The organism is Endozoicomonas sp. ALD040, from assembly GCF_049275945.1.
Taxonomy (GTDB): Bacteria; Pseudomonadota; Gammaproteobacteria; order Pseudomonadales; family Endozoicomonadaceae; genus Endozoicomonas_A.
Genome location: NZ_CP184829.1, coordinates 4,403,579 through 4,425,247 on the forward strand (window position 1 = coordinate 4,403,579; position 21,669 = coordinate 4,425,247).

Below are 21,669 nucleotides of genomic sequence, written 5' to 3' on the forward strand. Positions count from 1 at the left end.
CGAAACCCGGGCCAGGAGCCTGTCGGACTTAAGCGTCCGTAGCGAGGATTGCAAGAAATTGAGGATAAAAATTTCTGTTTCTGAGGGGAGTAGCGAGCTATTTGACGAAGAAACAAGGATTTTTAGACCAATTTATCGCAACCGCACGACTGCATGGATGCAGGAGCTAGAGCAACGCAGGAGCAGTTGCCGTGTAGGACAGTCTTAAGTCCGACAGGCTCCTGGGGGCTGGAGGCAGTATTGCGACAGCCTCTGATGCCTGGGTAGAAAACAGTTTGATCTTGGCTGCTGGTCCTCAATCTAAGGCGTTAAAGGTATTGACTAAACAGTTTTTTCAACCCGTCACCCGGATCTTCCTGACGCATAAATGCTTCACCGACCAGGAAGCTGTTTACACCCTTCGAAAACATACTATCCACGTCTTCTGTTGTATGGATGCCGCTTTCTGTAATCACTTTTCTGCCTTCCGGAATCTCAGTAAGCAGAGAGAACGTATTGTCCAATGTGACTTCAAAAGTATGCAGGTTTCGGTTATTGATGCCCAGCAATGTACCTTCCAGAGGTAAAGCACGTTCCAGCTCATCGGCACCATGGACCTCTACCAGAACATCCATCCCCAGGTCCAGGGCAGTACTGCTGAACTCCTGAAGTTCACCGTCTGTGAGACAGGCAGCGATCAGCAGGATGCAGTCTGCACCAATCATGCGGGATTCATAAATCTGCCATGGATCGATCATAAAGTCTTTGCGCAAAACAGGCAGGGCACAGGCTGAGCGGGCTTCCTGAAGGTAGCTTTCAGCACCCTGGAAAAAGTCCCTGTCAGTCAATACGGACAGGCAGCTGGCGCCCGCTTTTTCATAGCTCCGGGCAATGCTGGCCGGATCAAAATTTTCGCGAATCACCCCCTTGCTGGGAGACGCTTTTTTGATTTCGGCAATGATCGCTGCCTGCCGGGCTTCTGTCCGGGCTTCCAGGCTTTTGGCAAAGCCACGGGACTCTTCAGTGTGACGGGCTCTGGTAATAACCTCCTGCATGGACAGTGTTGCCTGACGCTCTGCGACTTCTTCACGTTTTCTCTCAACAATTGTGTTGAGGATGGTTGGCATAGACATTGTTACCCCTCCGCAATCACTTGTGTGAAGCTGGCCAGCTCACGCATTTTTTCCAGGCCCAGCCCGCTGGCAATAGCATCCTGTGCCATGGCTATCCCTTCCTGCAGACTGGTGGCGACACCGGAAACATAAATGGCCGCACCAGCGTTCAGCGCGATCATGTCTGCCGCTTTGCTGGCGTATTCGCCTTCCCGTTTACCCAGGGCATCCCTGATTAGCGCCAGTGAGTCCCCGGAACCTTCTACACTCAACCCGATCAGGCTCCGGGATTCAATGCCAAAGTTCTCTGGCTTGATCACGTATTCATGAATTTCGCCATCTTTCAGCTCAGCTATAAAAGTTTCGCTGGCGATACTGATTTCGTCCAGACCATCCATAGAGTGTACGACCATGATGTGCTTGTTGCCCAGCTCGCGCAGAACCTCGGCCATAGGGCGGCAGAGTTCACGGGTAAACACACCGATGACAAGGTTTTTTACACTGGCGGGGTTGGACATAGGTCCCAGGATGTTGAAGAAGGTTCTTATGCCAAGCTCTCTGCGGACACCGACAACGTTTTTCATGGCACAGTGGTGAGCCGGAGCAAACATGAAGCCTACGCCCACATGTTCAATACAGCGTGCTACCTGTTCAGGACTGATGTCCAACTGAATGCCTGCTCTTTCCAGCAGGTCAGCACTGCCGCTGGAACTGGATACTCCCCGGTTGCCGTGCTTGGCAACAGAGGCACCGGCGGCGGCGGCGACAAACGAGGAAGCTGTTGATACATTGAACAGGTGTGCACCATCTCCACCGGTGCCGACAATATCCACCAGGTGGTCAGCGTTAACTTCAACCGCAGTAACCATTTCTCTGAGTACCTGGGTAGCCCCGGTAATTTCTTCAATGCTTTCGCTTTTCATGCGCATGGCGGTCAGGAATGAGCCGATCTGGGTATTGGTGCACTGGCCTGTCATGATGTCGCGCATGATGCTCATCATCTCGTCACGGCTCAGGTCAAGATGGCTGACAGCGCGGGAAATGCCCTCTTTAATATTCATGTAATCTGGCTCCAGTCGGTGTTCTCAATCGTTCGTCTGAATGTCTGTTGTCTATGGCCTGGCTTCTGTCACCAAAGGCTTTATTGCTTCAGGATTGCTTCAGAAAATTTTCCAGCATGTCGTGGCCTCGTTCGGTCATGATGGATTCCGGATGGAACTGGACACCTTCCAGGGGTAGAGTCTTGTGGCGAATCCCCATGATCTCATCCATGCTGCCATCTTCGTGCTGGGTCCAGGCGGTAATTTCAAAACAGTCTGGCAAGCTCTCTTTTTCAACAACCAGTGAGTGGTAGCGGGTCGTTGTGACCGGGTTGGGAAGGCCTGTGAACACCCCCAGCCCCTTATGATAAACAGGTGAGACCTTTCCATGCATGACTTGCCGGGCCCGGACTACTTTGCCACCAAAGACCTGGCCTATGCTCTGGTGTCCCAGACAGACACCAAGAATAGGCTTTTTGCCACTGAAGTGAGCAATAGCTTTCATGGAGATACCGGCCTCATTGGGTGTGCAGGGGCCGGGTGAAATAATTATACGTTCCGGGTTTAGGGTTTGGATCTGTTCCAGAGTTATGTGGTCGTTACGATGCACTGCCACTTCCTGACCCAGTTCGCCAAAGTACTGAACCAGATTCCAGGTGAACGAATCGTAGTTGTCGATCATTAAAAGCATCTTAGTTTCGCTCCCCTGTCTGCTTCTGGCTGCTGGAAGCAGCAGACAAACCTGTCTGAGCCATGGCAACGGCTTTGAAAAGGGCTCGCCCCTTATTCATGGTTTCTTTCCATTCCATTTCGGGAACTGAGTCGGCGACAATGCCCGCACCAGCCTGAACGTGGAGTTTGCGGTCTTTGATCACGGCAGTGCGAATGGCAATGGCAGTATCCATGTTGCCGTTCCATGCCAGATAACCCACTGCTCCGCCGTAAACCCCGCGCTTGACAGGTTCCAGTTCATCAATAATTTCCATGGCACGTACTTTCGGTGCGCCACTGAGTGTACCTGCTGGTAGTGTCGCTTTGAGCACGTCCATGGCATCCATACCGTCTTTTAAACGACAGGTGACATTCGATACGATATGCATAACGTGAGAGTAACGTTCAATGATCATCTTGTCGGTCAGGCTGACACTGCCTGTTTTAGCTACACGCCCAACGTCGTTTCTTCCCAGGTCGATGAGCATCAGGTGTTCTGCCAGTTCTTTGGGGTCATTCAGCAGTTCTTGTTCCAGTGCCTTATCCCGCTCTTCGGTGGCACCGCGTTTGCGAGTACCTGCAATAGGTCTGACGGTGACTTCACCGTCTTCAAGACGGGCAAGAATCTCAGGTGATGAGCCTACGACATGAAAATCACCCAGATCCATGTAATACATATAGGGGGATGGGTTAGTAGTGCGCAGAGCCCGGTAAAGGTTAAGGGGTGAGCTGTCAAAAGGAATGGTCATGCGCTGGGATGGAACCACCTGCATAGCGTCTCCGGCCAGAATGTATTCTTTGATGGTTTCTACTGCAGCTTCAAAGGCATCCTGACCGAAACCGGATTTGAAATCATTTTCCCGGGCAGGGTTCAGTGAAGCCTGTGCCGGTGGCAGTAGATTGGTCGTTTGCAGTCTCCGCACCAGGTCATCCAGTCGAAACTCTGCTTTTTCCAGGGCAGCAGATTCTGCCGGGTCAGCATGGGTCACCATAATCAACTTGCCACTGAGGTTGTCAAATACCACCAGTTCGTCAGAAACCATCAACATGATGTCCGGGTTGTTTAGCTCATCTTTTGGCGCTGTTCGTTTCAGCCGTTCTTCAATATGACGGATCGTGTCGTAAGCAAAGTAGCCTACCAGTCCGCCGGTAAAGCGAGGCAGATCAGGCAGCTCGGCCACTTTGTAGCCCTGTTGAAACTGCTTAATAAAGGTCAGAGGATCTTCCGGGTTATGCTCTTCAACAATCTGGCCATCGGTTTCCAGTGTGACCTTGCAGTCGGGGTTGTAGCCTGACACCCGGAGTATGGTTCTGCACGGTAGTCCAATCATTGAGTAGCGTCCCCACTTTTCTCCGCCTTCCACGGACTCAAGCAGGTATGAGTAGCGACCATTGGCCAGCTTCAGGTAAGTGGTCAAGGGTGTGTCCAGATCCGCCAGGATTTCCCGCGTTACAGGAATACGGTTATATCCTTCGCGGGCCAGACGAGAAAAAGCTTCAGGCGTCATACTGGCCTCTTTATTATCAGGCTGTTTAAAAAGTACTAAAAAACGCAGGGTTTTGGCTGAGTTGGGGCTTTTTAATCAGGCGCAGGGCCAGCCATGCCATCGCCGGGAGGAAAGCTTTGAGGTAGGGGTGGAAGGTCTCACTGACCGTTCAGTGGCTCTTATATTGATGTATGTCTCTGAATGACTTGCTATCACTGCTGGCTCCGCAATTATTCTGGGCGCAGTTGTATGAGTAAGAGTTGAAGACTATATGACTGCAAGGGTTAATGCAAACACTGGGACTACTGAATTGTGTAGTTTATTGCCTCTCCCCTGAGTCTTTGCAGTTTGGCAGTCTGTCAGGCTCAGGGTCAGATTTCATAGCAAATCCGTCAGACTATCGATAACAAGGTCCGGGTGTGCAGACTCAATCGGCTCTCCATGGTTATAGCCGTAGCGAAGGCCCACCACTTTTACATCTGCAGCTCTGGCCGCTTTTACGTCACTGCTGGAGTCCCCGATCATGAGGCTGTTCTGCGTAGTACAGCCAAAGTGCTTCATGGTGTGCTGAAGGGGCAGCGGGTGGGGCTTTTGCTCGTTCAGGCTGTCACCACCTATGCTGAGTTCAAAGAAGTGGTCAATGCCCATATGCTTTAACAGTGAGTCGGTGAAGATTTCGGATTTGTTGGTTACTACAGCCTGTTTGACGCCCGCCTTGTGGATCTGGTTGAGGAAGGTGAATACGCCGGGGTAAAGAGCGCTGTGCTGGCCAACTTCAATGGCGTAGTGGTGTTTGAACCGTTCCATAGCTTTGGTAAAGATGCCTTCTTCAACAACACCGGGTTGGTCACCCATCATGTCATCAGCCAGAGCCCTTTTGACCAGTGATGGAATACCATTGCCTACCCAGAGCCTGGCTTTTTCATCACCAGCTTCAGGCAGGTTGAGTTCTGTCAGCATTTTATCCAGGGCTATAGCCAGATCGGGAACACTATCAACCAGTGTGCCATCAAGATCGTACATGATTAATCGAACGGGACTGCTCAATAATTCAAACAACTTCATTGTTTTCAAATATCCAGAGGGAAGAAGTAATAGAGGCCGAGGTTTTAGAAGGAACAGAGTCAGCAGGCGACTCTACTCCCTGAGGACAGCTTCAGAGGGATTCTGCCTTGGAAAGCTCTGTCCGCATTTGGCTGATAACATCATGATAATCCTCAGCATTGAAGATGGCTGAGCCGGCAACAAAAGCATCTGCACCGGCTTCAGCGATCTGGCGAATGTTCTGTACACCGACGCCGCCGTCTACCTCCAGACGAATGTCCAGCCCACTGTCGTCAATCATTTTGCGAGCATGGCGCAGTTTGCGCAGAGTCGAAGGAATGAATTTCTGGCCACCAAAGCCCGGGTTTACGGACATAAGCAGAATCATATCCAGTTTGTCGATCACATATTCAATCACGTCGGGAGAGGTTGCCGGATTCAATACCAGACCGGCTTTACAGCCACCTTCACGAATCATCTGCAGGCTGCGATCAATATGATCAGAGGCTTCAGGGTGGAAGGTGATCATGCTGGCCCCGGCTTCAATAAAATCTCCGATTATGCGGTCTACCGGGTTGACCATCAGGTGGACATCGATGGGAGCAGTAACGCCATGCTTTCTCAGGGCCTTGCAAACCATGGGGCCAATGGTCAGGTTGGGTACGTAGTGGTTATCCATGACATCAAAGTGTACCCAGTCAGCTCCGGCAGCAATGACGTTGTCCACCTCTTCTCCAAGACGGGCAAAGTCAGCCGAAAGTATGCTGGGGGCGATAATAAAGTCACGCATGTTTTGGTTTCCGGTGAGTTCCGATCAGAAATGTGGGGGATTTTAGACTTTTGCCCAGCCGATGTCAGTTCTTAACAAAAAAGTATTCACCTTCAAGTAGGTGGACTGACTAGATTGAGTCGTGCTTTCAGAAAGTGCCTGAAGCTTTGCGGTGTTTTGACCTTTTGCTCACTGGAAGAGGCTCGTTGTTTCAGGGGTGTTGGGTGTCATTGAGGCTGACACCCGATGAACAAGGGTGTAATAAATCAGGGGGCGGGGTTCGGCTGCAGGGTGTGAATGCTTTCAATCTCTTCCAGCAGGGGTTCTGACAGCTGCAATTCACTGGAAGCGAGGTTGCTCTCCAGTTGCTCCAGGTTGGTAGCGCCAATGATGTTGCTGGTCAGGAAAGGGCGGGATGTGACAAATGCCAGTGCCATCTGAGCAGGGTCCAGACCTGAATCTTTTGCCAGCTGTACATAGGCCTCGATGGCCCTGCGAGATTGGGGTGAGTCATAGCGCTGGTAGTGAGGGAATAACGTTAATCGAGCGTTTTCAGGTCGCGCACCGCCAATGTATTTGCCCGAAAGAGCGCCAAACCCCAATGGTGAGTATGCCAGAAGACCGACCTGCTCACGGTGGGCTATTTCAGCAAGACCTACCTCGAAAGAACGGTTCAGCAGATTATAGGGGTTTTGAATACTGACGGCTCTTGGCAGGTGCTTTTCGCTGCTGATACGGAGGTGCTCCATGACGCCCCAGGGGGTTTCGTTGGAGAGGCCGTAGTGTTTGATCTTGCCGACCTTAACCAGTTCATCCAGGGCTGAAAGTGTTTCTTCTACCGGCGTCCCGTCGAAGCCGTGCTGGTGAGCGTAACCGAGCTTTCCGAAGAAGTTGGTGTTACGATCAGGCCAGTGCAGCTGATAAAGGTCAATAGCCTCAACGCCCAGTCGTTTCAGGCTGCCGTCAATGGCTTTATGGATATGATTCGGTGTCATCATTCGGCCACCGTCTATATATGTCAGGCCGGGGCCGCAGACCTTGGTGGCAATGACCAGATCATTGCTTTTGCCACGCTGCTTTATCCAGTTGCCAATGATAGATTCTGTAAGGGAATAAGTTTCTTCCCTGGCCGGTACCGGATACATTTCTGCAGTGTCAATGAAATTGACACCATAGTCCACAGCTCGATCCAGCTGAGCGAATGCTTCCTGTTCGGTATTTTGCTCGCCCCAGGTCATAGTGCCGAGACAAAGGACGCTGACATTAATATCGGTGCGCCCCAGTTTTCTGTATTCCATTGAAATCAAGCTCCAAGGGTTTCAGCCTGATGGCAGAATAACTCCGGATTTACAATGTTCACAAGGGTATTTGCAGATTATTTGTATCAGCGGATACGTAGGAATCCTCTAATGTGTCGGAAGGGGGTTTCATTCCTGTGAACAGACGATATAATACCGCTCCCGTTTCCCAATTGAGCGCCCATGTTTGAACAGGTCGTTGCCGGAGCTGTTAGCCTTGCTTCGATCCCTGATCAGTTCCCTGAGAAGGGCGGCCAAGTAAGAACAGGTATTGCGAGAGCAATACTACTGAGGCGAATTTAATGAAAACTTTTAGTGCAAAGCCAGAAACCGTAAAACGTGACTGGTTCGTGGTCGACGCTGAAGGCAAGACCCTGGGGCGACTGGCTACCGAAATTGCAACCCGTCTGCGCGGCAAGCATAAGCCAGAATACACTCCTCACGTTGACACTGGCGATTACATCGTTGTTGTTAATGCCGAGAAGGTCCATGTTACTGGTCGTAAAGCGTCTGACAAAATGTATTACCGTCACACTGGCTTCCCTGGTGGCCTGCGTTCAGCCAGTTTTGAAAAGCTGATTGCGCACAAGCCAGAAATGGTCATTGAAAAAGCTGTTAAAGGTATGCTGCCAAAAGGCCCTCTGGGTCGCGACATGTACCGTAAGCTGAAAGTTTACGCCGGTACTGAGCATCCGCATGCTGCTCAACAGCCACAGAAACTGGACATTTAATCGGGGGTAGCCATGTCAGTGACTCAATACTACGGTACCGGACGTCGTAAGTCTTCTACCGCTCGCGTTTTCCTGAAATCTGGTTCTGGCAGTATTTCTGTCAATGGCCGTAGCCTGGACGAATACTTCGGTCGTGAGACTGCTCGTATGGTTGTTCGCCAGCCTCTGGAACTGACCGAATTGCTGGAAAAATTCGACATTAAAATCACCGTTAACGGTGGTGGTGGTTCCGGTCAGGCCGGCGCTATCCGTCACGGTATCACTCGTGCGCTGATCCAGTACGATGAGAGCCTGCGTTCTCCTCTGCGTAAAGCTGGCTATGTGACTCGTGATGCACGTGAAGTTGAACGTAAGAAAGTGGGTCTGCGCAAAGCGCGTAAGCGTCCACAGTTCTCCAAGCGTTGATGTCGCTGGCGCCTGTTTTCAGGCGCTGCAGAAAACGCCCGCTTTATGCGGGCGTTTTTTTTGGCTGAAAAAAAGAAAACGGTACGATCGCTGGTGTTTTGTATCCTTGGCGAAGGTTGTTTGTATAAAAAACAAACTTAATCAGTGTTGGATGTTTAACAAATATGGCCTGGGCTGGATGTAATAGAATATGCCCTTGGACAATGGGGGGGCTGGAGTTCCTGTGGCGTAAGGGTTTGATTCAGAGGTTAAGGAAAACTTCATGTAAGGCTTTTGTATAGAAACTAAAACCAGTATCATTACGCTCTGCTGCTTAGGTGGGACAAATAATCAGACAAGGCTTTGACAGGGGGTGAGAGAAAGGTCATTTAAAGATTTTTCTCTTAGTAAGAGACGTAACTCTTGTACTCCCTGCTAATATCCCACCCGTGAATTAAAAGAAGTTTTTGGGCATTTGCCTGGATGGGGAGAGTAGGTTAAATGAGTGACAACGGCGTAAATAACAGCCGGCGCCGCTTTCTCGTGGCTGCGACTTCGGTGGTGGGGGCTGCCGGGGCCGTTGGGGTCGCTACACCTTTTATCAAGTCATGGAATCCCAGTGCCAAAGCAAAGGCTGCTGGTGCTCCTGTGAAGGTGAACCTCAGCAAGTTGGAGCCGGGACAGCAGATTGTAGTTGAATGGCGCGGTAAGCCTGTGTTTGTGGTAAGACGAACCCAGGCCATGCTGGATAATATAAGGTCTCTGGATGACAAGTTGAGAGACCCCAGGTCCGAGAAATCAGAACAGCCAGCGTACGCAGCAAATGAGTACCGTTCCGTGAAGGATGAGTACCTGATTCTGGTCGGTCTTTGCACCCACCTCGGGTGTTCACCCAAATACATGCCTGAAGTTAAACCGATGGAATTTGACCCTGAATGGAAAGGTGGTTACCACTGCCCATGTCATGGTTCGAAGTTCGATCTGGCTGGTCGTGTATTCAAGGGAGTGCCTGCGCCCACCAATCTGGAAGTGCCTCCTTATACCTTTGAGAGCGACACAGTCATCATTGTCGGCCAAGATGAGGAGAATGCGTAATGGGCAACTTCATGGATTGGCTTAATGCCAGGCTACCTGTCACCCAGGTCTGGGAAGATCATCTCAGTAAATACTACGCACCAAAGAATTTTAACTTCTGGTATTTCTTCGGCTCTCTGGCGCTGCTGGTTCTGGTTAACCAGTTGCTGACCGGTATCTGGCTGACCATGAGTTACGTGCCCAGTGCAGAGCAGGCTTTTGCTTCTGTTGAATACATCATGCGTGATGTGGAATACGGCTGGCTGATTCGCTACATGCACTCTACCGGCGCATCTTTCTTCTTTATCGTTGTCTACCTCCACATGTTCCGTGGTCTGATCTACGGCTCTTACCGAGCTCCAAGGGAGTTGGTGTGGATCTTTGGTATGGCCATTTATCTGGCGCTGATGGCTGAAGCCTTTATGGGCTACCTGCTGCCATGGGGTCAGATGTCATACTGGGGTGCCCAGGTTATCATTTCCCTGTTCGGTGCTATCCCTGTTATTGGTCCAGACCTGCAGCAGTGGATCCGGGGTGACTTCCTGATCTCGGGTATTACTCTGAACCGTTTCTTTGCTCTGCACGTTGTGGCTCTGCCTATCGTTATTCTGGGTTTGGTGGTCTTGCATATCATTGCCCTGCACGAAGTGGGTTCCAACAACCCTGACGGTGTTGATATCAAGAAGCTGAAAGACAAGGACGGCGTACCTCTGGATGGTATTCCATTTCACCCATACTACACCGTGAAAGACCTGGTAGGGGTTGCAGTCTTCCTGTTTGTGTTCTGTAGTGTCATGTTCTTCTTCCCTGAAATGGGTGGCTTCTTCCTTGAGTACGCTAACTTTGAGCAGGCCGATGCACTGAAGACTCCAGCGCATATTGCACCGGTATGGTACTTCGGAGCCTTCTACTCCATCCTGCGTGCGATCACCTTTGACATAGGTCCGATCGACTCCAAGCTCGGTGGTGTTATCATGATGGGGGCAGCGATTGCTATTTTGTTTGTCCTGCCATGGCTGGATCGCAGCCGGGTCAGATCCTGGCGCTACAAGGGTATTATCAGCAAGGTTGGGATCTTCCTGTTTGCCATTGTCTTTGCGGTGCTGACCTGGTTAGGAACTCAGCCGGCGACAGTAACCTACACACTGATTGCACAGCTTTGCACCCTGTATTACTTCGCATTCTTCCTGTTGATGCCGTTTTATACACGATGGGAAAAAACCAAACCTGTACCGGAGAGGGTGACCGGATAATGAAAAAAACAATAATTACCCTGTTGTTTTCGCTGGTCCCAGTGCTTGGATTTGCGGCGGGTGGTTCAGGTTATCCTCTGGATCCGATTGAGACTGATCACTCTGACAAGGCATCGCTGCAGCGTGGTGCCATGTATTATCAGAACTTTTGTGCGGGCTGTCATGCGACTCAGTTCCAGCGCTACGAGCGTGTAGCCGACGATATCGGTATTCCACACGATCTGATGATGGAAAATCTGGTACCAAAGTCTGCCAAGATCGGTGATCTTATGAAGAACGGTATGCGCAAGGATGAAGCCAAGGTATGGTTTGGTGCTGCGCCACCGGATCTGACCATGGTGACCCGGGTACGTGGTGAAGACTGGGTCTATACCTATCTGCGTACTTTTTATGAAGATCCAAAGCGTCCGTGGGGTGTGAATAACAAGGTATTCCCTGACGTGGGTATGCCTCATGTGCTGATGGAGCTTCAAGGTGTTCAGATTGACAGCTGTCAGGGTGCAAGCCCGACCGAGCGTGATCCTCTGACCGGTGAGAAGATTTGTGGTCTGGTTGTGGATCCTGAGCGCAAAGGCTCCCTGACTCCGGCTGAATACGATCAGGCGATGTATGACTTGACCAACTTCCTGTCATACTCTGCTGAGCCTGTGAAGCAGAAGCGTCAGCAGCTGGGTATCTATGTCTTGTTGTTCCTGGTTCTGCTCTTCATCGTAGCTCTGCTGCTCAAGCGCGAATACTGGAAAGATATTCACTGATTGACAGTCTGTTAGCGTAAAAAAGCCCATGTCGGAATATCTGTCATGGGCTTTTTGTTATCTGCTGTTTTTCCCCGGGTAGTTGCGATCACTCAATCTGTTTGAAGAAGTGGTTTAACCTGCTCAATGATTTCCAGTGCCAGCGAGTCCTGACAGAGGGTTCGGCAATCGATAGTTACATCTGCGTATTTCTTGTAAAGCATCACCCGTTCTTCAAACAGATCCTCAATGGTTTGATCTTCTGCACGAGCGATACCCCGTGTATCAAAGTTATGAATGCGCTGACGAATCTGCTCAAGGTCCAGATCCAGAAAGACGATGACCGATTCTTTAGCAAGATGTTTCATGGCGGCTTCGCTGTAAACGGCTGAGCCCCCGGTGGCAATGATGTGCCGTTTAAGATTAACTTTGAGCAGTTCTGCTTCTTCAATGTCTCGAAGAGACATATAGCCTGATCCGTCAACAATATCCTGCAGGGTTTTCTGTTGGCTGATCTGGATCAGTACATCGGTATCCAGAAAGCCAAAGGCCAGATCTTTGGCCAGAATAATACCAATAGTACTTTTTCCAGCGCCTGGCATACCGATCAGTGTGATGTTGTTTTTCATTGTTAGCGTCACCCGTGACTGCTTTCCAGAGTTTAGTGGCCTATTTTCAAACACCTGAATGCTCAACTGCAAGCCCTCTGTTGAAGGCATGTGTCTTATCTACCAGAGTTCGGCTGGCTCCGAAATCACGCGGCTGCTAAGATATCACTCCTGAGATTTTATCCATCTTCGATCCATCTATTTTGAGCAATCCATGAGTAAATCATTAAGAGACCAGCTGATGGGCGCTGGTCTGGCAACCAAACAACAGGCATTGAAAGCCAAATCCAGTAATAAGAAAAAGAAGAAGCAGGCTGCCAAGACTGGTGAGCTGACCGATCAGGAAAAACGCCGTATTGAACTGGAAAAGCAGAAAGCCGACCAGATAGAACGTGATCGTGAGCTCAATCGCAAACTGGAGGAAGAACGTCAGAAAAAGGCGTTTGCTGCACAGGTTTGTCAGCTCATTGAGATGAACACTATTCCCCGGGAAGTCGGTGATGTGGGTTATAACTTTGTGGTGGATGGCAAGGTTAAAAAGATCTATGTCTCTGAAGACATGCAAAACAGACTGAGTCGGGGGCTTTATGCGATCGGTATTCTGAGTCAGGCAGACGAAGAAGAATATCGGGTGATTCCCGCAACAGTGGCCAGAAAGATTGAAGAGCGTCAACCTGCCGCTGTGGTTGTTCAGTCTGAAAGTCAGAGCGAGCTGACCCAAGAAGAGCAGGAGTGGTACGCGGATTATGAAATTCCGGACGATTTGATGTGGTGAAGTATTGGGGGCGTTCAGGCCCCCTTACTGACGCAACTGACTACTCAGTGGTGGCAATGACTTCAATTTCTACCTTCACATCTTTGGGCAGGCGAGCCACTTCTACCAAACTGCGAGCAGGGAAAGGGAAGGTAAAGTACTGCTTGTAAACTTCATTGATATCAGTGAAGTCATTCATATCTTTTACGAACACCGTCGCTTTCTTGACCTTATTCAGGCTGCTGCCTGCGGCTTCCAGAACAGACTTTAGATTTTTCAGACACTGATGAGCCTGTTCTTTGGTGTCTTCAGACATTACTCCGGTCTCAGGCTCAATGGGCAGCTGGCCGGAGGTGAAAATCAGGTTGCCAAACTGAATCCCCTGGGAGTATGGGCCAATGGCAGGTGGTGCATCCGGGGTTTCAATGACTTTGTGCATAATACTTAAGTTATCTGGGGCGGTTTACCAATTTTAGTTTGCGGATTCTAATCACCTGTCAGGGCTTTGTCATCGTAGTGAGGGGGGGTAACTGGCCGATTCAGGTACAATTACTTAACAGTAATATCCAGACCACCTTCTTTAAGGTACTTGATCACTTCTTTGTAACGCTTTTCGACGGAAGCATCTTTCAAACTTCCGAACCAGAATCTCCAGACAGTACTGCCAGCAGCATCCGCCGCCTGAGTACCATTAGTGCTAAAGAAGAGCGTGTTTCCTCGTTTAGTGGTCAGTAAGTAGGAGGCGCCTACTATTTCATCAGGCATTTCAGTGCAGGTCATCTCTTTGTCACGGAGACTGGAATTGGCAGTGTTATTAACCTCTTTTTTATAAATCTGCTGTTCCTCGGGCGAGCGTTTATCCAGACCGCCTTTGGTGTACGCCACATAAAGCTCCACAGGTGAACCTTTCTGCGCCATTCTGCGCAGGGTGAAAGTCCTGTCCTGAATGGTTTTAACCCGGTGCGGGTCATCCTGCATGGAAGCTGACATGGTTTGTCTGAGTGCTTTGCCCACAGGATTGCATAGCGGGGTGGTCGGTTTGCGGGTGTGGATAATCGCTATTGCATGACTGAGGAGGGCTTCATCAAGCATATTCATCAAGCTCTGCTCAAAGGTTTTCTGAAAACTGACAGCTATTGGGCGTGTGAACTCATCACTGCCGACAACCTGAACTTCAGGTGTGAGCATGAGGGGGCTGATGACCAGGCTTGCGATGTTGGTCTTGATACTGCTGGCAAGCTCTTCGTCACTGATTATTGTGCTGGAGATGTCCGTAAGCACAGTCATTTTCAGTTCATTGACATCCAGCTTTTCCAGCTCTGCATTGCTTATTTTCGATGCAGGCTCGGTCTCTTCAGACTCGGAGGCATTAGCTTTGGCCAACCAGAATGCCAGAATCAGAAAAACAATATTCCAGATGGTCTTGCTGGTAAAAAGCGGTTTTGAGTGTGAAGGCTTTGCCGTGAGCTGCAAAATAATATCCCTGTACGCTGTTCATCAGTAGCTCACTTAAAATAGTCAATATTCCGGTTTCTGTCAGCGAAGAGCTTTCAGTATCAGTTGAATGATCTGGCTCTGATACTTTTTCCTGTGAAGCAACAGAGAGAGGGTTCTTTTCATGGTGATTCCGGAGATTTTGACAGCAACCAGTTCGCCCAGCTCCAGTTCATGGCTGACGCAAAGCCGGGACAGGCAGCCGATGCCCTGACCGTACTGTACCAGCTTTTTGATGGCTTCTGACTGGTTTAGTTCCATCTTGATAGGCAGGTCAGTCAGCTTTTGGCTCAGATGTTGATCAAAAATATTTCGGGTGCCAGAGCCCGGTTCCCTGAGAATCCACTGCTGGTGATTGAGTTCTTCCAGTGAGATTTCCCCCCGTTTAGCTATAGGGTTGTCAGGGCTGCAGATGACCAGCAGTTCATCTTCTTTCCAGGGGATGACGTCAATATCTTCATGCTGGCAGGGACCCTCTACACAGCCAATATCCAGGTCAAAACTGGTTACCCGCTTGATGATGGTCTCGGTATTACGGATATCCATGTTAAAGCTGATCCTGGGAAAGTCTGCACTGAACCGGGCCAGAATATCGGGTAACAAATAGTTGCCAATTGTGGTACTTGCACCGATTCGAAGATGACCCGATTCGGTGTTTTGCAGATCTCTAAACAGAGTTTCTATTTCAGACGTCCGATCCAGTAACTCGGAGGCCAGAGGCATGAGTAGCTCGCCCTGGTGATTGATCAGGAGCTTGTTGCCAGTGCGGTCAAAAAGCTGGCAGCCCAGCTGATTCTCCAGCTCGGCAAGGGCCATGCTGGTAGCGGGTTGAGAAAGGTTAAGCTGTTGGGCAGCCAGGCGAACCTGTCCGAGACTTGCGACAGCCCGGAATGTCTTGAGCTGTTTCAGTGTGATGTGCATGTTGAGGTTCTGATTAGGGTAACGCTTGTATTTTAAACTGGTTGAGCACAATACTGAATTTTAAGATGTCTGATTGTCTTCACCTTTACGTCTTTGTAACCTATGGAGTTAACGGCTGATGTAAGCTCTGCACCAGTCTCCTGGTTGAGCTGTCAATTCCTCTGTGGGATGCTATTTTTCCTTGGTACCTCAGGCGCAATTGTTCTTCCTGGTCTACCCGAATCGACATAATCCTGATGTCTCATTGAATCGTTTTCAGAGGTTTTGATATGCATGAAACCGGCCTTGCTACACAGGTCCTGATACTGGCTGCTCTGCTGCTGCTTGCCACCAGCTCAGCCATATTACTAAAAAAATTGCGGTTTCCTTATACCATTGGTCTGGTAGTAATCGGCATGGCTCTGGGAATTCTGGCGCAATACACTGACGTATTGGGGCCCTTATTAAAGGTCGAACTGTCCCATGATCTGATCATGTATATCCTGCTTCCGGTGTTGATATTTGATGCGGCTATCAACATAAAGCCTCCATATCTGTTTCGTGAGATGACTTCGGTGTTGAATCTGGCCATATTTGGCGTAATCCTTTCTATGCTGGTGGTTGGGGTCATCATGAATGTGCTGACTCCTCTCAGTCTCGCTGGAGCTATGCTGTTCGGGGCGCTGATTTCTGCAACGGACCCCGTTGCCGTTATTGCCCTGTTCAAGGAAGTTGGAGCGCCGGCTCGAATGTCTATGCTGATGGATGCAGAGAGTCTGTTTAATGATGCCACAGCAATTGTTATCTTCGGGATTGTCCTGGCGGTTATTCAGGCCGGTGGCGGCCTCGGCGTCGGTGTTCTGTTCGACGGAGTCTGGTCATTTATCGAAATCTTCTTTGGCGGAATACTGGTTGGTTTGGTCATGGGTATCGGTATGGACTGGCTATTGAAGCTGGGCAGAAACGAGCCCTTTGTGCAGATTGCTCATACCACTATCCTGGCGTATAGCAGCTTTATCGTTGCTGACCACGTTCTGGGAGTATCCGGTGTTATGTCAACTATTGCTGCGGGTATCGTTACTCGATCCAATTCAGGAAAAGTATTGTCTCAACAGGTGCGCAGCTTTATTACGCCTTTTTGGGAGTTTGTGGCCTTTATTGCTAACAGCCTGATTTTCCTGCTTTTGGGGATGAAAGAAAACCTGTTATTCAGAAATCTGGACCACTTACAGTACTATTACCCTTACCTGTTGATCGCCATTGCTTCTGTTTTGATTGGTCGTTTGGTCGTCGTCTATCTGCTCCTGCCCATATCTAACCGCCTGCCGGTGGGGCGTCCGGTGGATAACAAAATCAAAGCCATTATGTTTTGGGGTGGTTTGAGAGGTGTAGTGCCTGTTGCACTGATGCTGTCGATTCCTGACAGTATTCCCGAGAAAAAACTGATTATGGACATGACTCTGGCTGTGATTTTGTTCTCTCTTCTGGTTCAGGGCACTACAGTAAACTGGCTGATGAGAAAGCTGGGTGTCAATCAACACTACATCATAGTTAGAGAAGCTATGAAAAAGCTGGGGGGATAACCCTTTTAATGATTCATCGTGAAAGCAATAATAAGCAGCAACGCTAATGAACGGATTGTTGGCCTCAAGTATTAACCGGTCGTTGATTCGTTGTCGATGCGGCCCTGCAGGGTGTAGACTAGCGGCCACTTAAAACTTTACTCATTAGTAGATCATGACTGTTCGTACTCGCGTAGCTCCCTCACCTACCGGCGATCCCCATGTGGGAACGGCCTATATTGCCCTGTTTAATATGGCTTTCGCCAAAAGTCAGGGTGGGCAGTTTCTGCTTCGCATAGAAGACACTGATCAGGCGCGAAGTACCGCTGAATCTGAACAGCAGATTCTCGACTCTTTGCGCTGGCTGGGGCTGAACTGGGATGAAGGCCCTGATGTGGGCGGTCCTCATGGCCCTTATCGTCAAAGTGAAAGACGTGAAATTTACGACGAGCACGCGCAAGCGCTGCTTGATAAAGGGCATGCTTTTCGTTGCTTCTGCAGCGCTGAGCGTCTGGATGCCCTGAGAGCAGAGCAGGCTGAAACCAAACAGGGCTCAGGTTATGATGGTCACTGTCTGCATTTGTCTGAAGAAGAAGTGCAGAGCAAGATGGCTGCAGGCGAGCCCCATGTTATTCGCATGAAGGTACCTTCTCAAGGCAGTAGCAAAGTAGAAGATATGTTGCGTGGCACCATCGAAATTGAATGGTCTCAGGTGGATATGCAGGTTCTGGTTAAAGCAGACGGTATGCCTACTTACCATCTGGCTAATGTGGTCGACGATCACCTGATGGGTATTACTCATGTCATCAGGGGTGAAGAGTGGATCAGTTCTGCACCCAAGCACCAGCTGCTTTATCAATACTTTGAGTGGGAAATGCCAAAGCTCTGCCACATGCCACTGCTGCGAAATCCGGACAAGAGCAAGCTATCCAAACGCAAGAATCCAACCAGTATTACCTATTATCGGGATGCCGGCTACCTGCCAGAAGCGCTGCTGAATTACCTGGCTCGTATGGGTTGGTCGATGCCGGATGAGCGCGAGAAGTTTAACCTGGAAGAGATGGTTGAAAACTTTGACATCCAGCGTATTTCCCTGGGTGGTCCGATTTTTGACCAGGAAAAACTGTCGTGGCTGAACGCCAGTTGGATTCGTGAGGATCTGAGCACCGAGCAGTTTGCCGATCGCCTTCATAAATGGTTGCTCAACAGCGACTACATTATGAAGTTCCTGCCTTTCGCCCAGGGGCGTGTCGAAACTCTGGCTGACTTTGCTCCCATGGCCAGCTTTATGTTCTCTGGCATGTTAGAGCTGTCAGAAGAAGACTTTATACATAAAAAGCTTGCGTTGGCTGAGGTAAAGAAAGTGCTGCAGTTCACCCTTTGGAGACTGGAGCAGCTCAGGCAGTGGAACAAAGAAAATATCTTTGCTGAAGTGAAAACCCTTGCCGGGGAGATGGGATTGAAGCTGGGAGATTTTAATCCTTCAATCTTTATCGCCATTGCCGGGACACCGAACTCCTGGTCGGTAATGGATTCTATGGCCATTCTCGGTGCCGACATGACTCGTGCCCGTCTGCGCCATGCGGTCAATGTTCTGGGTGGATTGTCCAAGAAAGAAACCAAGCGTTTTGAAAAAGAGTTCAGGGCACTGGGCGCTGGGTCTAAGTAAACCTGACTCATCCCTCCCTATAGAAAAGGCTGGATTTTTCCGGCTTTTTCTTTATCAGGGGCAGAAGCTTTGTTTAAAGCCTGAGCGGTAAAGCGTCCAGCGATAAAAAACTATATAACTATCTGCTTCAATTAAACATTTTTTCATAAGTGAGCTTGACAGGTCAGGGGGGCATCCATATCATTCGCCCTGCGTTTCGGGGCAGCCAAACATCTTTTCAGGAAGGGTAGGGTGAGCCGGAGTGTTAAGGAGTATTTTGGGGCTATAGCTCAGCTGGGAGAGCGCAACACTGGCAGTGTTGAGGTCAGCGGTTCGATCCCGCTTAGCTCCACCAAATTTTCAAAGCCAGACGTTTTGTTCGTCATAGGCGTTTGAATAAAAAATTGTGTCCCGTTCGTCTAGTGGCCTAGGACACTGCCCTTTCACGGCAGTAACAGGGGTTCGAGTCCCCTACGGGATGCCATTTTCAAAGTCGGTGAATAGTATTTTTACTGATTGTTCTGACCGGCTAAGTCATTAGACTGCGTCGCTCAGTTCATTGTTGAATGCACTGATTAAGCGGGAATAGCTCAGTTGGTAGAGCACAACCTTGCCAAGGTTGGGGTCGCCTCAGAGTTAAAGAGTGAGTCTCGTTTCCTGCTCCGGACTTTGAAGAAGTCCTAAATTATCTTCATTGCGGGAATAGCTCAGTTGGTAGAGCACAACCTTGCCAAGGTTGGGGTCGCCTCAGAGTTAAAGAGTGAGTCTCGTTTCCTGCTCCGGACTTTGAAGAAGTCCTAAATTATCTTCATTGCGGGAATAGCTCAGTTGGTAGAGCACAACCTTGCCAAGGTTGGGGTCGCGAGTTCGAGTCTCGTTTCCCGCTCCAGATTAAAGGCTGTATGCACAAGCATACAGACACAAAAGATTGTGTCCCGTTCGTCTAGTGGCCTAGGACACTGCCCTTTCACGGCAGTAACAGGGGTTCGAGTCCCCTACGGGATGCCATTTAAAATGCGGGAATAGCTCAGTTGGTAGAGCACAACCTTGCCAAGGTTGGGGTCGCGAGTTCGAGTCTCGTTTCCCGCTCCAAATTAAAGGCTGTATGTGCAAGCATATAGACATAAGAGATTGTGTCCCGTTCGTCTAGTGGCCTAGGACACTGCCCTTTCACGGCAGTAACAGGGGTTCGAGTCCCCTACGGGATGCCATTTAAAATGCGGGAATAGCTCAGTTGGTAGAGCACAACCTTGCCAAGGTTGGGGTCGCGAGTTCGAGTCTCGTTTCCCGCTCCAAATTAAAGGCTGTATGCACAAGCATATAGACACAAAAGATTATGTCCCGTTCGTCTAGTGGCCTAGGACACTGCCCTTTCACGGCAGTAACAGGGGTTCGAGTCCCCTACGGGATGCCAATTGGGGCTATAGCTCAGCTGGGAGAGCGCAACACTGGCAGTGTTGAGGTCAGCGGTTCGATCCCGCTTAGCTCCACCATAATAATGCTTCATAAAAAAACAGTCATTTGACTGTTTTTTTTTATGTCTTTATAAAGTTCGATTGAGCTCTTAATGAATTTGCTTTTTGACAAAATCGCCGTAAACCCTCCGCACGGCGGGGAGTGTCACAGACCTCGGTAGTATCTACTACTTGATCATTGAGAAAATAACTGCATAATACTCATCAGATTTTGGGGCTATAGCTCAGCTGGGAGAGCGCAACACTGGCAGTGTTGAGGTCAGCGGTTCGATCCCGCTTAGCTCCACCAATTTAACACTTTCCTGGTGTTAGCTAAATATTGTGTCCCGTTCGTCTAGTGGCCTAGGACACTGCCCTTTCACGGCAGTAACAGGGGTTCGAGTCCCCTACGGGATGCCATTTATCTTTGAAGTGATGAATAAATTGAGATGATCGAAAAGATAATTCAATCATTCGTTGCTGCAATACAATTCCTTTCCCTGGCACCGATTCCCTTCTTAATTATTAAATGTGCAGAATGCTTTTCATCAGTCTGTTTGTCCAGGTCGGTCAGCCAGAAAGTGAATTGTCTGGCTGATGCAGGCTGAATCAACCAGACAGAAATGTCAGAGCATATAAAGGCCAATTACAAAGAGAATACCGGGTACGAAGAAGCCTACCAAAGCACCAGATTCCCTGTCGCCCCAATGTTTGTCGGAAATCTCTCCCATCAGGTAGGTAGCGGCAATCCATGCCACCAGGCAGAAAGCCACGATGATCCATCCGGTGGTCGACATTTCTTCAAGAATTCGATGTAAATTGAACATTACAGCCTCTCTGTTAATTGTGCTTTTGAACACACACCCCCTTCTTAACACTAGTCCAGCTTAGACGGGCTTCGGGAAAGTGCACGGTTAGCCTTATAATTAGTTAGAGTGACTTTAGAGACATAAGTTCCCCTTGGAGTCTCTGAACTTGTATATAAACTGGCTCTGATGGTGATAATAACGGCAGTGGCTACGTACTCTGCTGCGAACTGCTACTAACTTAGGGCTGTATCAAGCTGTATCTAAATGAGTGCAAGTATGTTTAAAGTTGTTGAGATGCCGGAGGATAAAGCCAGCTTTTATCGAATATTGGTGGCTCAGGCAAAGGCATTGACTGAGGGTGAAATGGATGCACTAGCCAATCTCGCCAATGTTGCCAGCCTGCTGTTTACGACCATGGCAGAGGTAAATTGGGCCGGGTTTTATATCGTCCGGGGCAATGAGCTGGTACTGGGGCCGTTTATGGGTAATCCTGCTTGTGTTCGCATCCCGTTTGGCCGGGGCGTCTGTGGTACTGCTGCCCGGGACCAAACCACCCAGCTAGTGGCTGATGTGACTGCATTTCCTGGTCATATTGCCTGTGATTCAGCCAGTCAGAGCGAGATCGTGATTCCGTTGTCTAAAGGGGGTGAGGTGAAAGCGGTTCTGGACATCGACAGTCCGATCACTTCCCGTTTTGATGAAGAAGACCAAAAAGGTCTGGAGGCCTTGGCAGAATTGCTGGAAGAAAGGGTTCAATTCGACCAGCTTTGCTACTGAGGTCTATCCTCTTGATTAAAACCGCAACGAGCGCAACACTCGCTGTT

At 49.6% G+C, this 21,669-nt stretch carries 21 protein-coding genes and 13 tRNA genes; 22 read left to right on the forward strand and 12 right to left on the reverse strand.

From position 1 onward, the window contains the following. Nucleotides 1-308: 308 nt before the first annotated feature. From trpC to ACOJUN_RS16330, 7 genes are all read right to left on the reverse strand, one after another. On the reverse strand, nucleotides 309-1,112 hold the full coding sequence (gene trpC, locus ACOJUN_RS16300; protein WP_422132991.1) for an indole-3-glycerol phosphate synthase TrpC: 804 nt from the start codon (nucleotides 1,110-1,112) through the stop codon (nucleotides 309-311). 2 nt (nucleotides 1,113-1,114) lie between these two features. Then, on the reverse strand, nucleotides 1,115-2,152 hold the full coding sequence (gene trpD, locus ACOJUN_RS16305; RefSeq protein ID WP_422132992.1) for an anthranilate phosphoribosyltransferase: 1,038 nt from the start codon (nucleotides 2,150-2,152) through the stop codon (nucleotides 1,115-1,117). Nucleotides 2,153-2,240: 88 nt separating this feature from the next. Then, entirely contained in the window at nucleotides 2,241-2,822 is a 582-nt protein-coding gene (locus ACOJUN_RS16310) for an aminodeoxychorismate/anthranilate synthase component II (protein ID WP_422132993.1), read from the reverse strand. 1 nt (nucleotide 2,823) lies between these two features. Further along, nucleotides 2,824-4,350, reverse strand: coding sequence for an anthranilate synthase component I (gene trpE, locus ACOJUN_RS16315; RefSeq protein WP_422132994.1), 1,527 nt, complete (start codon nucleotides 4,348-4,350; stop codon nucleotides 2,824-2,826). 357 nt (nucleotides 4,351-4,707) lie between these two features. Continuing rightward, the gene (locus tag ACOJUN_RS16320; protein WP_422132995.1) at nucleotides 4,708-5,394 is read right to left on the reverse strand and encodes a phosphoglycolate phosphatase; all 687 of its coding nucleotides are present in this window, start codon (nucleotides 5,392-5,394) and stop codon (nucleotides 4,708-4,710) included. Between the two features lie 91 nt (nucleotides 5,395-5,485). Next, nucleotides 5,486-6,163 carry a ribulose-phosphate 3-epimerase gene (gene rpe, locus ACOJUN_RS16325; RefSeq protein ID WP_422132996.1) on the reverse strand — a complete coding sequence of 226 codons (678 nt, stop codon included), beginning with the start codon at nucleotides 6,161-6,163 and terminating at the stop codon, nucleotides 5,486-5,488. A gap of 245 nt (nucleotides 6,164-6,408) precedes the next feature. Then, complete coding sequence (locus ACOJUN_RS16330) at nucleotides 6,409-7,440, reverse strand: NADP(H)-dependent aldo-keto reductase (protein WP_422132997.1); 1,032 nt, start codon at nucleotides 7,438-7,440, stop codon at nucleotides 6,409-6,411. Between the two features lie 302 nt (nucleotides 7,441-7,742). On the opposite strand from ACOJUN_RS16330, the gene rplM reads away from it, so the two are divergent. The 5 genes from rplM (at nucleotide 7,743) to ACOJUN_RS16355 (ending at nucleotide 11,637) form a co-directional block, all read left to right on the forward strand. Further along, on the forward strand, nucleotides 7,743-8,171 hold the full coding sequence (gene rplM / locus ACOJUN_RS16335) for a 50S ribosomal protein L13 (protein ID WP_252176280.1): 429 nt from the start codon (nucleotides 7,743-7,745) through the stop codon (nucleotides 8,169-8,171). A 12-nt stretch (nucleotides 8,172-8,183) separates the two neighbouring features. After that, nucleotides 8,184-8,576 (forward strand): 30S ribosomal protein S9, encoded by a 393-nt coding sequence (gene rpsI, locus ACOJUN_RS16340; protein WP_252176279.1) that lies wholly within the window; start codon nucleotides 8,184-8,186, stop codon nucleotides 8,574-8,576. Between the two features lie 480 nt (nucleotides 8,577-9,056). Next, nucleotides 9,057-9,650, forward strand: a complete 594-nt coding sequence (gene petA / locus ACOJUN_RS16345) for a ubiquinol-cytochrome c reductase iron-sulfur subunit (RefSeq protein WP_422132998.1) — start codon at nucleotides 9,057-9,059, stop codon at nucleotides 9,648-9,650. After that, a complete protein-coding gene (locus tag ACOJUN_RS16350) occupies nucleotides 9,650-10,882 on the forward strand; it encodes a cytochrome b (protein WP_317142580.1) in 1,233 nt (410 codons plus the stop codon). The genes petA and ACOJUN_RS16350 overlap by 1 nt, the downstream gene beginning before the upstream one ends. Next, nucleotides 10,882-11,637, forward strand: coding sequence for a cytochrome c1 (locus ACOJUN_RS16355; RefSeq protein ID WP_422132999.1), 756 nt, complete (start codon nucleotides 10,882-10,884; stop codon nucleotides 11,635-11,637). Before ACOJUN_RS16350 ends, ACOJUN_RS16355 begins: the two co-directional genes overlap by 1 nt. Before the next feature lie 92 nt (nucleotides 11,638-11,729). Here the strand turns inward: ACOJUN_RS16355 and ACOJUN_RS16360 are convergent, their stop codons facing one another. Next, the gene (locus ACOJUN_RS16360) at nucleotides 11,730-12,245 is read right to left on the reverse strand and encodes a shikimate kinase (RefSeq protein ID WP_422133000.1); all 516 of its coding nucleotides are present in this window, start codon (nucleotides 12,243-12,245) and stop codon (nucleotides 11,730-11,732) included. Nucleotides 12,246-12,438: 193 nt separating this feature from the next. On the opposite strand from ACOJUN_RS16360, the gene ACOJUN_RS16365 reads away from it, so the two are divergent. Then, nucleotides 12,439-12,999: a DUF2058 domain-containing protein gene (locus tag ACOJUN_RS16365; RefSeq protein ID WP_422133001.1), complete on the forward strand. Its 561-nt coding sequence runs from the start codon at nucleotides 12,439-12,441 to the stop codon at nucleotides 12,997-12,999. Between the two features lie 40 nt (nucleotides 13,000-13,039). Here the strand turns inward: ACOJUN_RS16365 and ACOJUN_RS16370 are convergent, their stop codons facing one another. From ACOJUN_RS16370 to ACOJUN_RS16380, 3 genes are all read right to left on the reverse strand, one after another. Continuing rightward, nucleotides 13,040-13,417, reverse strand: a complete 378-nt coding sequence (locus ACOJUN_RS16370) for a RidA family protein (protein WP_422133002.1) — start codon at nucleotides 13,415-13,417, stop codon at nucleotides 13,040-13,042. 110 nt (nucleotides 13,418-13,527) lie between these two features. Beyond that, nucleotides 13,528-14,451: a hypothetical protein gene (locus tag ACOJUN_RS16375; protein ID WP_422133003.1), complete on the reverse strand. Its 924-nt coding sequence runs from the start codon at nucleotides 14,449-14,451 to the stop codon at nucleotides 13,528-13,530. Nucleotides 14,452-14,514: 63 nt separating this feature from the next. After that, entirely contained in the window at nucleotides 14,515-15,393 is an 879-nt protein-coding gene (locus ACOJUN_RS16380) for a LysR family transcriptional regulator (protein ID WP_422133004.1), read from the reverse strand. Between the two features lie 269 nt (nucleotides 15,394-15,662). Here ACOJUN_RS16380 and ACOJUN_RS16385 point away from each other — a divergent pair, with 269 nt between their 5' ends. The 15 genes from ACOJUN_RS16385 to ACOJUN_RS16455 all read left to right on the forward strand — a co-directional run bounded on the left by ACOJUN_RS16385 (nucleotide 15,663) and on the right by ACOJUN_RS16455 (nucleotide 20,456). Continuing rightward, the gene (locus ACOJUN_RS16385; RefSeq protein WP_422133005.1) at nucleotides 15,663-16,955 is read left to right on the forward strand and encodes a cation:proton antiporter; all 1,293 of its coding nucleotides are present in this window, start codon (nucleotides 15,663-15,665) and stop codon (nucleotides 16,953-16,955) included. Between the two features lie 154 nt (nucleotides 16,956-17,109). Next, nucleotides 17,110-18,603 carry a glutamate--tRNA ligase gene (gene gltX / locus ACOJUN_RS16390; protein WP_422133006.1) on the forward strand — a complete coding sequence of 498 codons (1,494 nt, stop codon included), beginning with the start codon at nucleotides 17,110-17,112 and terminating at the stop codon, nucleotides 18,601-18,603. Nucleotides 18,604-18,861: 258 nt separating this feature from the next. Beyond that, nucleotides 18,862-18,937: transfer RNA gene (locus ACOJUN_RS16395), tRNA-Ala, on the forward strand. A 53-nt stretch (nucleotides 18,938-18,990) separates the two neighbouring features. Beyond that, nucleotides 18,991-19,066 (forward strand) — tRNA-Glu (locus ACOJUN_RS16400). Nucleotides 19,067-19,161: 95 nt separating this feature from the next. Continuing rightward, a tRNA-Gly gene (locus ACOJUN_RS16405) sits at nucleotides 19,162-19,244 on the forward strand. A 34-nt stretch (nucleotides 19,245-19,278) separates the two neighbouring features. After that, nucleotides 19,279-19,361 (forward strand) — tRNA-Gly (locus ACOJUN_RS16410). Nucleotides 19,362-19,395: 34 nt separating this feature from the next. Next, nucleotides 19,396-19,471, forward strand: a tRNA-Gly gene (locus tag ACOJUN_RS16415). Nucleotides 19,472-19,514: 43 nt separating this feature from the next. Then, a tRNA-Glu gene (locus ACOJUN_RS16420) sits at nucleotides 19,515-19,590 on the forward strand. Between the two features lie 8 nt (nucleotides 19,591-19,598). After that, a tRNA-Gly gene (locus ACOJUN_RS16425) sits at nucleotides 19,599-19,674 on the forward strand. 43 nt (nucleotides 19,675-19,717) lie between these two features. After that, a tRNA-Glu gene (locus ACOJUN_RS16430) sits at nucleotides 19,718-19,793 on the forward strand. Nucleotides 19,794-19,801: 8 nt separating this feature from the next. After that, a tRNA-Gly gene (locus ACOJUN_RS16435) sits at nucleotides 19,802-19,877 on the forward strand. 43 nt (nucleotides 19,878-19,920) lie between these two features. Then, nucleotides 19,921-19,996: transfer RNA gene (locus tag ACOJUN_RS16440), tRNA-Glu, on the forward strand. Nucleotides 19,997-19,999: 3 nt separating this feature from the next. Continuing rightward, nucleotides 20,000-20,075 (forward strand) — tRNA-Ala (locus ACOJUN_RS16445). A gap of 195 nt (nucleotides 20,076-20,270) precedes the next feature. Next, nucleotides 20,271-20,346: transfer RNA gene (locus ACOJUN_RS16450), tRNA-Ala, on the forward strand. A gap of 34 nt (nucleotides 20,347-20,380) precedes the next feature. Continuing rightward, nucleotides 20,381-20,456: transfer RNA gene (locus ACOJUN_RS16455), tRNA-Glu, on the forward strand. Between the two features lie 206 nt (nucleotides 20,457-20,662). Here the strand turns inward: ACOJUN_RS16455 and ACOJUN_RS16460 are convergent. After that, nucleotides 20,663-20,863, reverse strand: coding sequence for a hypothetical protein (locus tag ACOJUN_RS16460; RefSeq protein WP_422133007.1), 201 nt, complete (start codon nucleotides 20,861-20,863; stop codon nucleotides 20,663-20,665). Between the two features lie 258 nt (nucleotides 20,864-21,121). On the opposite strand from ACOJUN_RS16460, the gene ACOJUN_RS16465 reads away from it, so the two are divergent. Further along, the gene (locus ACOJUN_RS16465) at nucleotides 21,122-21,622 is read left to right on the forward strand and encodes a GAF domain-containing protein (RefSeq protein ID WP_422133008.1); all 501 of its coding nucleotides are present in this window, start codon (nucleotides 21,122-21,124) and stop codon (nucleotides 21,620-21,622) included. Nucleotides 21,623-21,669 lie beyond the last annotated feature (47 nt).